We start from the raw sequence: 15647 nt of genomic DNA, 5'->3' as shown, positions 1-15647 counted from the left end.
CGGGCCGTCGCTACGGTGGGCTAACGCATTCTTTTGGAAGCTCGCGTCAGCCCACCGTAAACCGAAAACTATTTCCAATCCGGATTCTGCTCCAGTTTCGGATTCGCGTTCAGTTCATCCTGCGGAATCGGGAAGTATTTGTTCTTCGCCGTGACGTTCCGAACCGGATACACCGGGTTGACCGCCTTCGGAATCACCGTCAGGAATTTACCAGTACGGGTGAGGTCATACCAGCGGTCGCCTTCGGCAAAAAACTCCCACGCCCGTTCCTGCAAAACCGCTTCGATGAACGCATCCTTGCTCAGACCCGTCGCCAGATCCGCCAGACCCGCCCGTTTCCGAACGGCGTTGATGTAGCCATAGGCAGCAGGCGTTGCGCCGTTCAGCCGGGCTTCGGCTTCGGCAGCAATCAGGTACATGTCGGCCAGCCTGAAGATGGGAATGTTCGGAATCAAGCCCTGGGTGGAAACCGGGTCCTGGTATTTCTTAATCAGAACGCCTTCGGTCGTAATCGGCGTAATGCTTCTCTGTGGGACGGTTTTGCCGGTTTTATCCACGTAAGTCGTGTCCAATAACTGCCGACGTTTGTCCTGTGCCGAAAAAGATTTGTAAAAAGACATATACGCGAACATTGACCCGAACGTCGTCCGGCCATATTCCGGTCCGCCACTGGCGGCCGGGCCACACAGCCCCACCATCTGGTGCGACCGGCCCGGCGAAATCGGATCGACTTCGTAGGCCCACATGTTTTCAATGCGGGCGGCATCTTCCTGATCGTATTTGTAAACGTTGCGCACATCCGGCATCAGGGAATATTTCCCCGACGTGATGACGGCCTGCGCTTTTTCGAGGGCTTTGGCCCATTCTTCGTTATACAATGCCGCTTTGGCGTAGAGTGCATTGACCACTTCTTTGGCCGGGCGACCTTTGTCTACAGCCGGATAGGAGGGTAAACCGGCGGCAAAGGCCAGGTCCAGATCGGCATAAATCTGCTTGTAAACTTCCGCTTTCGGGCTTTTGCCAACGATGGCGTCGGCTTCCGAATAACTGGGCGTCGTCTTGATGGGCACGTCGCCAAAGTTTTTGGTCAGCATCCAGAGGTAGAACGCCCGCAGGAAATAGGCCTCACCAATGATTTGTTTTTTGCGGGTTTCGTCCATTACCGCATCCGGCACCTTGGCAATGATCCAGTTGGCTTTTTCAATGCCGTCGTAGCCGGATATCCAGATTTGCTGGGGCGATTCGTTGGTCCGGGAGTTGCTTTTCTGCGTGGTGTAATTGACGTCGTAGGTGAAGAGGGTCAGGGTGTTCCGGCCCACCACCCCCCGTGGATAGGTCTGGTCGTCGCTGAAATCCGCAATCAGGGTACCGGCCGGGCCGCTGTACATATCCGCGAAGGGATCGTATGCCGCAATAAGACCCTTTTCGGCGTCAGCTGCGGTTTTGTAAAAGGCTTCGGTATAGATGGAGGAATAAATCGTTTCGTCCAGTTCGCAGCCCGTCAAACAGAGGGCGGCTAGTATCGGGATGACTATCTTTTTCATAGTTTCATTTAGTGATTGCGTGAATGATTGATTGCGTGAAGGGGGGTAAACCGCTCAATCACGCAATCGCTCATTCACTAATTAGAACGTGACCTGAAGACCGCCCAGGAATGATTTCGCTTGTGGATACACCAGATTGTCGATGCCAATGGCGGTATTTGAACCGGCATAGGTATTCACTTCCGGATCGAAACCGCTGTAGTTGGTGAGCGTGAACAGGTTGTTGGCGCTCACATACACCCGGATTTGCTGGATTCCCTTGATCCGGGGCACGGTATAGCCGAGTGTCAGGTTTTTGCAGCGCAGGTACGAACCATCTTCAATCACCTGGCTGGTTACCGGTAAACGACCCGCCTGGGCACCACTCACGTACTGATTGCTCGGGTTGGTGGCCGACCAGCGGTTGGCGAGACCCGCGAATTGATTCCGTTGTCCCAGCGGCATCTCGAACGATAGGCGGGCCGCGTTGTAGATGTCATTGCCCTGTGAACCCGACAGGAACATGCTCAGATCAAAGCCTTTGAAGGACGCATTGGTGGAAAAACCGTAGATAAAATCCGGGTTCGGATTGCCGGTAATCATCTGATCGGCGGCCGAAATGGCGCCGTCGCCGTTGATGTCTTTCACTTTCAGACCCCCCAGTCGGCCATCGTACCCGGGCAGAATGGTTTCGCCGGTTTGGTTGATGCCGTCGTACACGTAGGTTTTGAATAGACCGAGCGGCTGACCGACTTTCAGGACAGAATACGCCGTAATGAACCGTTCCTGCGTGGTGCCGCCGTCCAGATCCACTACCTTGTTGCGGTTGAACGTCATGTTACCGTTTACCGACCATTTGACTGGTCCGTCCAGAATCCGGGCGTTCACCGCGAACTCCAGTCCTTTGTTTTCGAGCGAAGCGAAGTTGCCGGTTATCGTGCTGTAGCCCGAACTCAACGGCAGGGCTTTCACATACAGCAAGTCTTTCGTGGTTTTCTGGTACGCATCGACGATGAAACTGATCCGGTTGTTAAGCAGGCTGATGTCGAGGCCAATATCGGCCTGGGCCGAACGTTCCCAGCGCAAATCGGGGTTGGCAATACCCGATGGGTTAATCCCCGTGACGAAAAGGTGATTCAGGTTGTAGTCACTGCCCGAAGCTGCCACCGTCGCCAGTGATTGGTAGGGATTGATCCCGGCCGCATTTCCGGTAATCCCGTAGCTACCCCGCAGTTTCAGATCCGAAAGCCAGGTAAGGTTTTTGGCAAACGGTTCCTCGATGATCCGCCAGGCTGCCGAAACGGCCGGGAACAAACCGTATTTGTGGTTGGCGCCAAACTTGCTCGACCCATCGACCCGCGCCGTCAAATCCAGAAAGAACTTGTCCTTATAGCCGTAATTGACCCGGGCCAGGTACGAATCCAGGCGCTGCCGGTCCCGGCTGCTCGTGACGGTGCGGTTCAGCGCCAGTTGCAGGGCTTCATTCTGGGTGGCATCGTTCGGAAAACCGTTGGCGTTGATCTGGTTGGAATTGTATTGTTCCGATTGCGACGCAATTACCGCCGTAGCTTTAAAGGTGTGGTTGGTAGCGAAACTCGTGCTGTACGTCAGAATACTTTCGTGCAGCAGTGCCAGACCATTGCCGTTCACTTTAAACCCGGAGCCTGAATTGTCGTTCAGGTCCGACCGGTTGACGATGGAGCGGGGGGTGTAGCCGTCGCGCAAATTGCTTTGAATATCAGCGTTGAAAGAAGCCCGGTAGTTCAGTCCTTTCAGGATGTTGAAATCGGCGTAAAAATTGACGAGCGTCCTTTTGATGGCGTTCCGGTTCAGGACGCTGGCGAAGTTGAGCGGATTGGTCACTTCCCGGTATTGACCACCGGCCTGCTCGCCGAATGGAAACAAGGTGCCGTCAGTCCGGTAAGGAACCAGCGTTGGCGGGGCACCAATGGCCGCGCCCAGGATGGAAGCCGTTACGACACCCGCGTCGCCAATGGTTTGTGAGCCCGTCGTGATACCCGAGTTGATCGCGTAACTGCCCAGGATACTGGTGCCAATCTTGACGCGGTCGCTCACTTTGTGATCCACGTTCAGCCGGTACGAGTAGCGTTTGAAGGCGGAGTTGATGATAATCCCGTCCTGATCGAAGTAATTGGCCGATAGCGCCAACTGCGTTTTCTCGGTTCCCCCGTTGATCGACAACTGGTGATTCTGGATGGGCGCTTCGCGGAAAATCAGGTTCTGCCAGTTGGTGCCTTCACCGAGCGAAGCCGGGTTCGGGTAATAGTTGTTTTTGAAAACCTCGTTTTCCAGTTGGGCAAACTGCGACGCGTTCAAAACCGGCAGGGTTTTATTTACTTTCTGAATGCCATAATAGCTGTCGACGGTGACCCGGGTGGCCCCGGTTTTTCCGCGTTTGGTGGTGATCAGCACGACGCCATTGGCCGCCCGTGAACCGTAAATCGCCGACGCCGACGCATCTTTCAGGATTTCCACCGACTCGATGTCGTTGGGGTTGATGGTCGAAAGCGGGCTGACGTCGTTGATGCCGCCACTGTTGGAAATCTGGATACCGTCGACGACATACAGCGGTTCGGAGTTGCCATTGATCGAGTTCGTTCCCCGAATCCGGACGCTGATGTTCCCACCCGGCGCGCCGGTATTCTGGTTAACCTGTACCCCGGCCACCCGCGATTGCAAGCCCTGCGCCACGTTGGCGACCGGCGTCTGTACCAGATCGGCGGCTTTTACGGACGCAATGGCCCCGGTGGTTTCCACTTTACGCTGGGTTCCATACCCAACGACCACGACCTCGCTTAGTGCCCGGTCGTCCGATTCAAGGGATACATCAATGGTGGTGCGGTTCCCGACTTTCACTTCCTGCGAAGCGTAGCCGATATAAGAAAACGTGAGCGTGGCCGATTCGGTAGTTCCGTCGGGCAGGGTCAGCGAATACTGGCCATTGACATCGGTGGTAGTACCCTGTTGGGTACCTTTCAAAATGACGTTGACACCCGGCAAGGCTTCCGTGCCGGAGGTGACCCGACCGCGGATGGCGGCACCACGGCCAGCCTGAGCAAAAGAGGAGAACGAGAGGGGCAGCAAGAGGAGACAGAGTAGTCCGCTTGCCAGCCAGTTAGGTTTAAGAGGCCGCATACGTAAATCTGGACATTGTCCTTATGGTTAAAGGTTGGTATTGAAAATTTACAATTTAAGAAAAAGGGCCAGCCAGTTTAGTTTGAGAAGACGGTTTGACCGTTGAATAAGTCTTTTACCGGGTTAAAACCAACTAAATCTGGTTTTTTTGCTTTTCCTGATTGATATTACGATCAAATAGTAATTTTGAAAAGAAAAAATAGAATTATATTTTTGGGAATGTTCCCAAAATCATGGGAACATTCCCAAAAAGTAGACTCAATTAGCGGGAATTGTTTTGTGTTACTGACTTAAAAAGACGTTATTTGTTAGAATAATACTATTTATGAAGAGCCACCAGATTACCATCATCGATATTGCCAATACGCTCAATCTGTCGAAGTCGACGGTTTCGCGGGCGTTGACGGGACATCCGAATGTAAAAGTAAAAACCCGGGAGCGGGTGCTGGAACTGGCGGCCGAACTCGATTACCAGCGCAACCAACTGGCGATTTCATTGCTGACCAACCGGACGCAGACCATCGGCATCATGGTACCGGAGTTCCTGAGTTCTTTTTTTCCGAAGGTGATCATCGGTGCCCAGGACGTCCTGGCCAAGGCCGGCTATAACGTGGTGATTTGCCACTCGAATGAGTCGTATGAAACGGAAATTGTTAATACAAAGTTGTTGTTAGCCAGTCGGGTAGATGGCATTCTGGTGTCGCACACGAAGGAGACGCGGAATTTCGAGCACTTTAAGATATTCGACCGGAAAGGGATTCCGGTGGTATTTTTCAACCGGATTGTCGAGGAAATGAGCGTGTCGAAAGTGGCCGTCGACGACTATGAAGGCGCTTACCAGGCCGTCGAGCACCTGATCAAAACCGGCAAACGGCGGATTGCGCATCTGTCGGGGCCGGATTCGCTGCAAAACAGCCGCTCGCGCCTGAACGGGTATCGGGATGCCCTGACGAACCACCAGATTCCGATCGATCCGGCGCTGATTATTTCTTACGATCTGACGCTCGACAAAGCCAATATTTACGTGAATCACCTGCTGAATCTGCCCCAGCCGCCCGACGCCCTGTTTGCGATCAATGACCCCACGGCCATTGAAGCGTTGAAAGTTATTAAAAGCCGGGGGTTGCGCATTCCGGAAGACATTGCCATTGTCGGTTTCAGCGACGACCCGATTTCGGCCCTCATCGAACCCGGCTTGACGACGGTTTCGCAACCGGTCGATGAAATTGGCCGGGAAGCGGCCCGGCTGTTGCTCAATCAGTTGGCCGCCGACGACGAACGCCCGGAACCGGAGCTGGTCGTGTTGCCAACGCGTTTGATCATTCGCGGCTCAACGGTAACCGGCGAAATTCCGACCGGTTTTGGCGATCAGACCAGTTTGCCTTCTTTCTGAAATTCCAGCCGGATGCCTTCCACCACATCGGCGGTTGCCAGAACGTCCGTTTGTCGGCTGAGGGCGCGGAGGGCGCAAAACTGGATGATGTTGAGAATGGCCGCGCCCGAAAGTTCGTACCGACCGGCCAGTTGCTCCACCGGAAGCTCGGGGGCCAGCCGGGCGGAGGGCGGCAGGCATTTCTGCCACAGCAGCAAGCGTTCGGCCGCGTTGGGCAGTGGAAAATGAATCATGGCCTGAAACCGCCGGGCAAAAGCCGGGTCGATGTTGCTCTTCAGGTTGGACGCCAGAATGACCAGCCCGTCGAATTCTTCAATTTTCTGCAACAGAAACGCCACCTCCTGATTGGCATAGCGGTCGTGGGCATCGCGGGTTTCGGTGCGTTTGCCAAAGAGCGCATCGGCTTCGTCGAAGAACAGAATCCAGTTCTTGGCGTGGGCTTTATCGAACAGATTGGCCAGGTTCTTCTCCGTTTCGCCGATGTATTTGGAAACCACCAGGGATAGATCCACGCGGTATACCTCCCGCTTGGTATATTTGCCCAACAGCGTAGCGGTCAGGGTTTTACCGGTGCCGGGCGGGCCGTAAAACAGCACCCGGTAGCCGGGTTTCAGCCGTTGCCCCATCTGCCAGTCCGTTCGCAGCGTGTCGTAATGCTGAATCCAATGCTCGATGTCGCGAATCTGCGTGAAGGTTGGCGCAGGCAGCACAAGATCTTCCCATTCCATGTCGGTATGGATGCGCTGCGCCGGGAAATTCATGCTCAGGGCCGGTGCCGACACCCGTCCGGTCGTGAACAACTCCACGTAATCGGGGTCAAGAATGAGCCGACCGCTCAGGCGTGGTTCGCCCGGCTTGACATCTTCGAGATACAGAATCCGCTCGCGGGCAAAAAAATGCTCAGGGCTGAATAAGTCGTAAAGCGCCAGTCGTTTTTCGAGGTCGTTGCCCGCCAGCACAAACAGAGCGGTTTCGCCGGTGGGCAAAAGCCCCCGGTGGTTGGAGCCGCGCACCCCACCGAATTCCGGAAAATCCCCGCCATCGGGCAGGTGTTCGCGGATGAGGGCGTCGAAAAAACCGGGCTGGAGGTGGGGGGCGAGGGCGAGGAGGAGGGTGATGTATTCAGAAAAACGTACGCTAAAACGGTAACCTTCAAATCCATTTAATGAGTTTGGAGTGGCAATTTGAAAGTTTATAATAGCATTCGTTTCAACCGGTTGCTTACGTAGCCGATTTTTGACTGTTTCTTCAAGATAAACTAATTGTTCTTCACAATCGGCTATAAAATCGATGACTACATCCTTTATCATAATTCAAGATTAATGTGAGCCTATTGAATCAATAATAAACCATCGGTTTACCATTTCGATTGGACGACCTCGTTGTCCCGCACCATATTCAATAGTACGATAATAAATTTCATTCGCTCCAGTATTCATGGATGAGTAAAGAGGCCATAAGTTATCGATAGAGTCATGACCTCCCCATCCCAAGTCCTGTACATGATCCGGGCTCTCATCGTTACCTTCAAAGTTTTTACTTTCCCTCCAGGGATAATTGTAGCTGGCGAGTAATGTTTTTAGTCGTCCTTCCATTCTGCGAGCTTTCGAAGGGGTGCGTCTAATTTTTTTTCCAATATGCGGAAGGTTAGAAGCCTCGACACCTATTTTAATCAGCCTAACTGACTGTCCATCTCGTTGCCCACCAAATTCCGTTGGAAACGCTAATGATTGTGTAGGTGGAATTTCAATATCGGTCATCGAATTTCGTGCGGCTGTGATCGTACCTGTCGGGGGTGTCATATTCCTCGATGTCCATCGACTTGCAATTGGAGTCAAAAACAATTGATTAACATGCCCCCTTTTTACCCAACGAATGGGTATAGGATGACTTTCGGTACCATCTGCTGTCGAGTTCATCGGTGCGAGCGCCTGCGTAGTCAAACGTCCTCTGGGGTTGATTTCTCCTTCAACATCCCAGTGGCCTTGTGCTTCAACTAATTCAAGTCTGGTAAAGCGGTATCGACTACGTATTACTGAGAGTAACGGTAATAAAACGGAGCGGCCAACTCGGGTACCCGCAAACCGGCTTACTACACCTGCGGCTGCTCGTAATCCGTCTTGTAACCGTAACGCAGGGTCTTGCGGTACTCCCGTACTCACCACCGCCCCCACCAGCCGCCGTCCCTGCGCCACGACCCAATCCACGACCCGGTCCAACGCCCGGTCGACCGGCTGACGGATGCGGGCGATGGTGTTCCGAATCGTGTTGGAAATGCCGCCCAGCCCCAGCAGCCGCGCCAGAAAGCTGATCATGACCGGCACCATTCGCCCCATCGTGGTTTCGACCCGGTTGGCGGCTGCGGCAATGTTGCCAGCGGCAATGGCGGCCATCGAATCGACGTACGACTCCACCACGGCGGCAATCTGGTTGATGCGTTCGACGAAAAACATCACCGTGTTGTAGGTTGCCATAATGGCCTGAATTACCGCCCCGGCCGGGTTCAGCATGGAGGCAATGCGGACAATGGCCTGACCAATCACCGTTTGCCGCACCCAGGCGATGACACCGTCGAGCACCATGTTGCGCAGGTTGCCGAGGTATTCCACAATCTTTTGCCAGGCCGCTGCCGGTCCCTGGGTGATCAGAATTCGCAGAAAATCAGACACTTGCTCCATCCGGGCGACGAATTGTTCACTCGTCGCCCGCACCAGCTTGGCGCGGATGTTCTGGTAGGTAAGGCCGAGAATCTGCAAAACCAGGGATAAGATACCGTGTAAATCAAAGGTTTGTGGAAGCGTGAGTCCGGCCCCTTCCAGCGCGCCCAGCAGCCAGCCCACCAGCCCGCGCTGCAAGTGGGTAAGGGCATTTTGCATGAACTGCCGGAACCCCTGCACCCCCGCCCGCACCAGATTGCCGACAAACCGCACCGGATCGCGGATGATGACCAGGAACGTGGCCCGCGCCCGTTTCAGGATGGCCAGCACCCGCGCCCCGCCCGCACCCATGACGGCTTCAAAAATAAACTCCAGCATCTGCAGCAGGGCGGCTCCCGCAAAACCGGCGATGTCGGCAGCCAGACCGAAAAACAGACCCGCAATCCGGCTGATGGTTTCCAGCGGATGCAGCACGGCTTCGGGCGTGAGCGCATTCCAGACGGCGGTAAAAATTCCCTTGATGCGCTCCCAGGTCAGGTTCCGGCGGGTGGTTTCGACGTTGAACCAGGTAAAAGCCCGTTGCAAGGCGCCCGATTGCTGCATCTGCTGAAACCGTTCGTCGCCGTTTTCCATCAGACTCATAAAACCGCGTACCAGATTGGTCGGGCTGCGTTCCACTACCTCATCCGTGAATGGATCTTTGCCAATAATGACCGTCAGCAGCGTAAAACCGCGCATTTGCCGCGCCCGGGTGCTCAGTGGCCGAACGATCGTTTCTTTGATAAATACGATAACCTGGCTGATCACCCGTCCGACAAAGGCCGCGATCCGGCTAAAGGGGGGCGCAAACACCCGGCGGATGATGTCCAGATTGCCGCTGATGCCGAGTGTAATGCCCATGGCATCCCAGGCCTGGCTGAACAGACCCCGGATGTAGGCATATGAAATGCCCAGCGCGGCCACCTGCGCATCGATCCAGTCGGCCATCCGGCCAATGATGCCTTCCGTGCGGAGCTTGTTGAAAAGCAACAATCCAATGGGGCCGCCCAGCGTTAGAAACCCTTCGATGAGGTTGGTCGTCGAGCGGGGAACTTCGCGCTGGAGCACCGGATTGTAACCAGCCAGAACCGTCAGGAGACGCCAGCCGGGCAAGTTGGCCAGCCAGCCGTCGATGGTGCCAGCCACATCGAGTCCGAACAGCCGCTGAACCGTTGGCCTTGCCGACGAAATCAGCGGTTTTCGCTGTACGGCTGCGCCTTGCTGCACGACGTGCGTCAGTTCGTGCGCCAGCAAATGCTGCCCCGAACTCGTACCGGGATTGTATTTGCCTTCGTTGAAGTAAACGTGATTCTGGTAAGCAAAGGCCTGTGCACCAATACTCTGGCTCATCTGAACGGCAGGCGCGTCGGTATGCACGCGAACGCCCGAAAAGTCGGCACCGAAGCGGGGTTCCATAAACTGCCGGGTGTCGGCACTGAGCGGTTGCCCGCCCGACTGGCTGGCCGAAAGCTGCGATTCAAAACCGCCAGTGACAGCCGGGGTTGCGGAGTCGCCTTTTTTCCGGATTTTCTTTTTGTCATCCTCATCGGTTTTCAACTGAATCACCGGCGTGTCGGTATCGGCTTCTTTGCGCCGAACTTCTTTCTTTTCTTTTTCTTCGGATTTCGGTTGGAGTAAACCGGAAGCAGGGAAAAACGGGTGGGCAGAGGGATTGGGAGCAGGCATCCGCATCACACGGTCGGCGGTAGCGTCGGCTTCGCGTTCAAACCGATCATCGGCGCGGCCCACCGCCAGTTTGGTATGAACGGGCGCTTTGAAAAACGGTTCCGGCAGACTCCGCGATGGTGCGCCGGGTTTGGCAAAAAAAGGCTGGGACGTCGTCGCGTGATTCGACGACGAGGTGGTCGTTTTCGGCTGAACGAGGGGCTGGTGTTGGCGTGTTGCTTTCATGATACCCAGTTAACCGTCAGTTGTTTTTTCATCCACGGGAGCAAAACCGTGCCGACTCCCCAACCGACCGGCAAACGATCCAGAAGAATATCCTGCGCCTTCGACTCAACCGTCAATTCCCACAGCCCATTCGGCAGGAGCACCAGCTTTCCCTCCCGCTGCAGAAAACCGTCGCGCAACCCGTCGGGTGATGTATTTTTCAAAACCGCCCAATGCCCGATGGCCGCATTCAGCAAACCGATGCCTTCTTCCTGTTCGGCATCGGTCAAGCTGATTTTTCCGGAAACAGGCGAATTCCAGGGCATTTCGCAGAGTAATTTAGGCAGCAACAGGTCGTATTCGGCCGCCGTAGGTTCGCCGGTTGCCAGAAAATGCAACATGGTCAGGGCTTTTTCCTGACTTTCCGCATCTCTGAAAACCGCATCCTGCGTCCAGCCACAGGCTTCGAAACAAAACCGCAGGAAGGGGTGAAGCAACACGACGCCCGCATGTCGAACGTAAAAAAACGCATCGGCGGGAACTTCGGACGATGATTTCCGCCGGGTTTCGCTCAGAGTATCTGAAGTAGCCCTGTTGGACGTGCTTTTTGCAATTTCGGGATCGTTTTTGGATACCTGATTTCCTAAGTCCTGTGGGCCCGGTAGGGAATTGCCCGACTTGAAGTCCGGTTGTTGAAACGCAGGAAGAAGGAGTTCGAGAGCCACCTGGAACGCCGGGTCGGACGGTTTGCTGTGGGCCCAGCGGTTTTCGAGGGCTTGTAAAACCGCTTCCGGGTCCTGGACGGTTTTTTCGGTCAAGGCAATCAGCAACGCCCGGTAGTGACTCGCCGGGAGCCTGTTGCGCCAGGTCTGCAAATGCTTCAGCAACCGCAGACTCACGGATTCCTGACCGGAACCCAATGCCCGGAAAACCGCAGCCAGTACATCTTCCGAAAACTGGTTTACCAACCGAAACCGGGTTGCGGGATGAACCAGAACCGCCCGTAGCGTTTCTTTTTGCGGGGTATTCAGGCTCGACAGGACGGACCAAATCGGCTGTTCAAAGGCCGGATTCGATTCGGGCCAGAGCGTGGTGGATGGGAGCAACCCCGTCTCCAGAAAATAGAGGAGCGTTTCGAAGACCACCTCCCCGGTTTTTCGAACGGCGGTTTTCGGGTGGTGAAAGCGAACTTCCGGGACCCGCTCAGCCAGTTGCCGAAGGAGTAAATCCGGCAGGTTCCGGATAATCTGTTCCTCAAAACCGGCTGTCGACAGCACGCCCAAATCCACCTCGACCCGTTCCAGTTCGATCCATTCATCCGCCGAACCGAAGGCCGACAGCACCGCATCGAGGGCCGTTAACAGGTCCGTTTGCCGGAGGATTCGGCCCGCCCGTTCCTGCACAGCCCAGCTATCCGCCTGCTCGCGGAGGTGCAACCGGACGGTTTGGCGCTGGATGATATGGGATTGGAAATCGTTCAAGTAAGATATTCTTTAGGTTACAAAAAAGAGCCTACCCATTCTTTCGTAATTCGATTACAGATTTCAACCGGTCTTGCGTCGGGCGAGCTTTGCTGCTTGAAGACGAGTGTCAATCGGTTGTTAAGACCATTCCATTGAATGAGCCGGTCTATATTTGAAAATAGCAACGTACTCATCCCTCTGCCGACCGGTTTCGTTTCTTTCAGGATAAGCGGTTTGTCGTTCAGGAACCACTCATAGGAAATGGAATCGGGTGGCGTCAAAACCGTAACCGGCATATTTAACTCATCGGGTTTCCATTGAAAGGATGCGGGCAGTACGAATACTTTGGCCGTAACCGGGTCTTCCTGATCAAGTTTGTAGGTGATGGTATGACTTCCTTCAGCATTTGGAAAGAACTTGCCGGTGGCGTCGATTTGAAGTTTGGGGGAAGATAAAAGACCTCCTTTCGGAGATACCTTGATGGTCTGCGCCTTGTCCTTGTCAAAACACAGGATGGCAGGGACATCCAATGTTACTGGAACACGGGGTTTAAACACAATTTTCTGGGAGAATGGCTGGGTCGGATCACAGTTCCCATTTTTTGCCGTCAGTTTTGCCTCAAACTCACCGGAGCCATCTTCCTTAAGCTTATAAAAATGCTTGGTTTGGCCCTGTTTTTTTTCTTTCACGAGGATGCTTTCCGTGGGCGATCCATCGCCAAAGTCCAGAACGATCTCGACGGCATTGGCGGAAGTGTACGTAAACGTAACTTCTCCTCTATTGGTAATCTCGTGGGCGAAAGAGGCCGTACCTAATGGTAGCACCTGCACCTCGGTGGATACCGACATACGGTTTGGTATCCTATAAATTAGTTTATGCGTACCAACCTCCGTTGGGTTGAAGAAAAAAGTATTTCCTTCCTTCGTGACCAGCGGGCTGTCGAACGAGCCAGTATCGGGTGAAACAGTGATTTTTTCTTTTGGCGCATTGAGACAGAGGGTTTTTCGTAGGTCCAGCGTTATGGGACGTTCCAGCAACATTGGCATCGAGAAAGGCTCTCCCTGATCGCAGATTCCATTGGTAGCGGTTACTTTCACAATAAATCGTTTCGAATCCTCGTTGAACTGGAATTTGTGTTGTATTTCACCTTTACCACTGCCATTTACCTTAATTTTATCCTGAGTTTCATCTCCGTAACTAAAAATCAGCTCCCTGGCATCGGTATATTGATAGGAAATTTTCACTTCATTATAACTCAGCAAGTTTACACTGAACGATGCCATTGGCAAAGGCAGCACCCGCACTTCAACGAAAACCGGAGCCCGGTTTGACACCGTATAGGTTAGCTTGTGCGTACCAACCGCCGTCGGATTGAAGAAGAAAGCCCCGTCTTCTTTCGTGACCAGTGGGCTGTCGAACGAGCCGGTTTCGGGCGAGACGTCGATTTTCTCTTTTGGCGAATTCAGGCAGAAAGAATCCCGCATTTCGACGGTTGGCGGTGGTTCGGGCAGGACGAACTGCACGCCGTTCCCGGAGCCGCAGCAGCGGTAGGGCAGGTAAAAATCGGCCACCACGATGGATTCACCTCCCTTTTTTAGCAAAACGTCCTTTCGTACAATTCCCGGATTTTTATAAACCAGCACAAACGTTCCGCCCGGCGGCACGCCCGCGCCGTGTTCCAGACCCGGATGGTTCAGCAGAAACGGCCCAAACGTCAGGTTGGCTTCAAAAGCGGCTTTTCGTTTTTCGTACGCATCCTTCAATTTTTGCAACAAGGGCAGTTTGGCCAGAATACACATGGCGGCTCGCTGCCCTGCGAACCGACTTACAATGAGTTGATAATTGGACCACCTAACCCGGAAGATGGCCGGAGTCATTGGGAGCGCGAGGTCGAATGGCGGGATTTTGCCGTCCACTTCGGGGACGTGGCAAAGAATCTGCGCTTGAAGATCTTCGAAATCAGCCGTCAGATCGGCAAAGTCGAACGGCTGATCCTGCGTGATCAACAACTGGTCGGCATCGGCTCTTAGCGCCAGCACATCGAACGCCAGGTTGTGGGTGCGTCGCTGGGATAAAATTTCGTTCAGCGTGGTCAAAACTCCGGCGCCAACAAACCCTTCGATGCGGTAAAACGGGTAGGTTTCGAGGGCATAGGCAAACGGATTCTGGATTTCGGGCAGTGCCGGCTGGGGTCGGTGATAGGAGTGAATGAACCCGGTCCGGCCGTGTTTGTGCTGCTCGTAACTCCAGAACGCGCGCATGGCCGGTTGGTAATAAAACGGCATCGCCCGCTGGTCGATCGGCGATTTCCGATAAGGATCGGGCGTGATTTTTAGGGAGATCAGTGTGGTGACGGTGCCACGGCCTTTGATGGAAAACCGGTCGAAACGGATCTCGGGGACATCGAACAGCTCGATCATCTTAAGGATTCGCTGATACAGCCAGAAGGCTTTCCGGCGCGAATCCGCTGCGGGAGCAACGGCCTGCGACCGGATCCATTCGTGCCGGAATTGTGGTTGGCCAAGACCCGGTTCGGTGACCAGTTCACCCGCCAGCAAATGCTTCGGAAACGAGTCGTTCAGGGGCATACACGCCACCAGCCAATGGCAGGTCGCTTCGCGAAACTCCGTGTAGGCGTCGTGCAAATCCTTCAGCCAGTCGTACACATACTGGCTTTTGTAATTGGCACTGACCTTGCGCGTCAGTGCCAGCAAGGTGTTTGTCGGAGCGGTCATGGCCGTGAGGTTGGCCGGATCAACCGCCCGGATCAGTTCATAGGCATCGCGCAAACCGTCCGCAAGTCGAACGGCGGTTCTGCGAAGAAACACCTGAAACCGTTGCAGCGACGGCGTATAAGGCCGGTCGTCGAGCCGCACCCGCGTCATGGTCAGAACCGGTAGCCGGGTGCAGGCAGCGGCTGCCTGGCGGAGACTGGTCGAAATCAACGCATTGGCGTCGGACTTCCGGACGAGCATCACCCGAAGCTGATTCAAAAACACTTTCCCCTTCGCATCGCAGGCTACACCGGTGCATTGGTCGGCATTTTTCGCTTCACTTTCCAGGTACAAAACGACTACTTTATCCGACAAATCAAGGTCCGTCAGGGGCCGGATCGTTTGGGTGTTGTTCGTATAGTCCGTCGGAAATAGTTCCCAGAGGCTCAAGCCCGGATTGTCGTCAAAGGGCTTGTAATCCGGGTGATCGGTCAGGACGTAATCGACCGCCTTTGTGTAAATCGTCGTTTCCAGGCTCAGCAAATCGCCGTCGGTGGTGACGCCGTAACCCGCTGAAACCGTGATGGTGTTGTTCGGATTCAGGCTGGGTTTCAGTCCGCACACCACGCCAACGCCCAGCAGCCGGGTGCGGGTCAATTGTTCCTGATTGAGCAAAAAGCCAAACAACAGATTTAACTGTTCGGCAGTCAGAATGGAATCCGGCCGAAAAATGGTCAGTCCGTACTTGCTGAAATCGAAGTGTTGGGTGCCCGTTGCCGGATATACCTCGTCAAAATAGGGATTCGCCATGG

7 protein-coding genes are annotated in these 15647 nt (G+C 54.4%); 1 reads left to right on the top strand and 6 read right to left on the bottom strand.

The window, feature by feature from the left end; all coding sequences use genetic code 11:
* Positions 1-68: 68 nt before the first annotated feature.
* Together FH871_RS14260 and FH871_RS14255 are read right to left on the bottom strand one after the other, a co-directional pair.
* Positions 69-1544 carry a RagB/SusD family nutrient uptake outer membrane protein gene (locus tag FH871_RS14260; protein ID WP_138992105.1) on the bottom strand — a complete coding sequence of 492 codons (1476 nt, stop codon included), beginning with the start codon at positions 1542-1544 and terminating at the stop codon, positions 69-71.
* A gap of 81 nt (positions 1545-1625) precedes the next feature.
* Positions 1626-4679 carry a TonB-dependent receptor gene (locus tag FH871_RS14255; protein ID WP_138992104.1) on the bottom strand — a complete coding sequence of 1018 codons (3054 nt, stop codon included), beginning with the start codon at positions 4677-4679 and terminating at the stop codon, positions 1626-1628.
* Positions 4680-5004: 325 nt separating this feature from the next.
* On the opposite strand from FH871_RS14255, the gene FH871_RS14250 reads away from it, so the two are divergent.
* Entirely contained in the window at positions 5005-6072 is a 1068-nt protein-coding gene (locus FH871_RS14250) for a LacI family DNA-binding transcriptional regulator (protein WP_138992103.1), read from the top strand.
* Here the strand turns inward: FH871_RS14250 and FH871_RS14245 are convergent.
* The 4 genes from FH871_RS14245 to FH871_RS14230 are packed head-to-tail and all read right to left on the bottom strand — an operon-like array spanning position 6048 to position 15645.
* A complete protein-coding gene (locus FH871_RS14245) occupies positions 6048-7382 on the bottom strand; it encodes an ATP-binding protein (protein WP_138992102.1) in 1335 nt (444 codons plus the stop codon). The genes FH871_RS14250 and FH871_RS14245 overlap by 25 nt on opposite strands.
* A gap of 9 nt (positions 7383-7391) precedes the next feature.
* The gene (locus FH871_RS14240) at positions 7392-10679 is read right to left on the bottom strand and encodes a DUF4157 domain-containing protein (RefSeq protein ID WP_138992101.1); all 3288 of its coding nucleotides are present in this window, start codon (positions 10677-10679) and stop codon (positions 7392-7394) included.
* The gene (locus FH871_RS14235; RefSeq protein ID WP_138992100.1) at positions 10676-12139 is read right to left on the bottom strand and encodes a contractile injection system tape measure protein; all 1464 of its coding nucleotides are present in this window, start codon (positions 12137-12139) and stop codon (positions 10676-10678) included. Before FH871_RS14235 ends, FH871_RS14240 begins: the two co-directional genes overlap by 4 nt.
* A gap of 17 nt (positions 12140-12156) precedes the next feature.
* Positions 12157-15645 carry a hypothetical protein gene (locus tag FH871_RS14230; RefSeq protein ID WP_138992099.1) on the bottom strand — a complete coding sequence of 1163 codons (3489 nt, stop codon included), beginning with the start codon at positions 15643-15645 and terminating at the stop codon, positions 12157-12159.
* Positions 15646-15647: the final 2 nt, after the last annotated feature.

This window comes from Larkinella sp. C7 (assembly GCF_006149005.1).
Lineage (GTDB): Bacteria > Bacteroidota > Bacteroidia > Cytophagales > Spirosomataceae > Larkinella.
This window is presented reverse-complemented; position numbering and strand designations above follow the sequence as displayed.

Bases quoted from the DNA above. Each gene is read 5' to 3' on its own strand.
- FH871_RS14260 (WP_138992105.1), bottom strand. From the start codon at position 1,544: ATGAAAAAGATAGTCATCCCGATACTAGCCGCCCTCTGTTTGACGGGC.
- FH871_RS14230 (WP_138992099.1), bottom strand. From the start codon at position 15,645: ATGGCGAATCCCTATTTTGACGAGGTATATCCGGCAACGGGCACCCAA.
- FH871_RS14245 (WP_138992102.1), bottom strand. From the start codon at position 7,382: ATGATAAAGGATGTAGTCATCGATTTTATAGCCGATTGTGAAGAACAA.
- FH871_RS14240 (WP_138992101.1), bottom strand. From the start codon at position 10,679: ATGAAAGCAACACGCCAACACCAGCCCCTCGTTCAGCCGAAAACGACC.
- FH871_RS14250 (WP_138992103.1), top strand. From the start codon at position 5,005: ATGAAGAGCCACCAGATTACCATCATCGATATTGCCAATACGCTCAAT.
- FH871_RS14255 (WP_138992104.1), bottom strand. From the start codon at position 4,679: ATGCGGCCTCTTAAACCTAACTGGCTGGCAAGCGGACTACTCTGTCTC.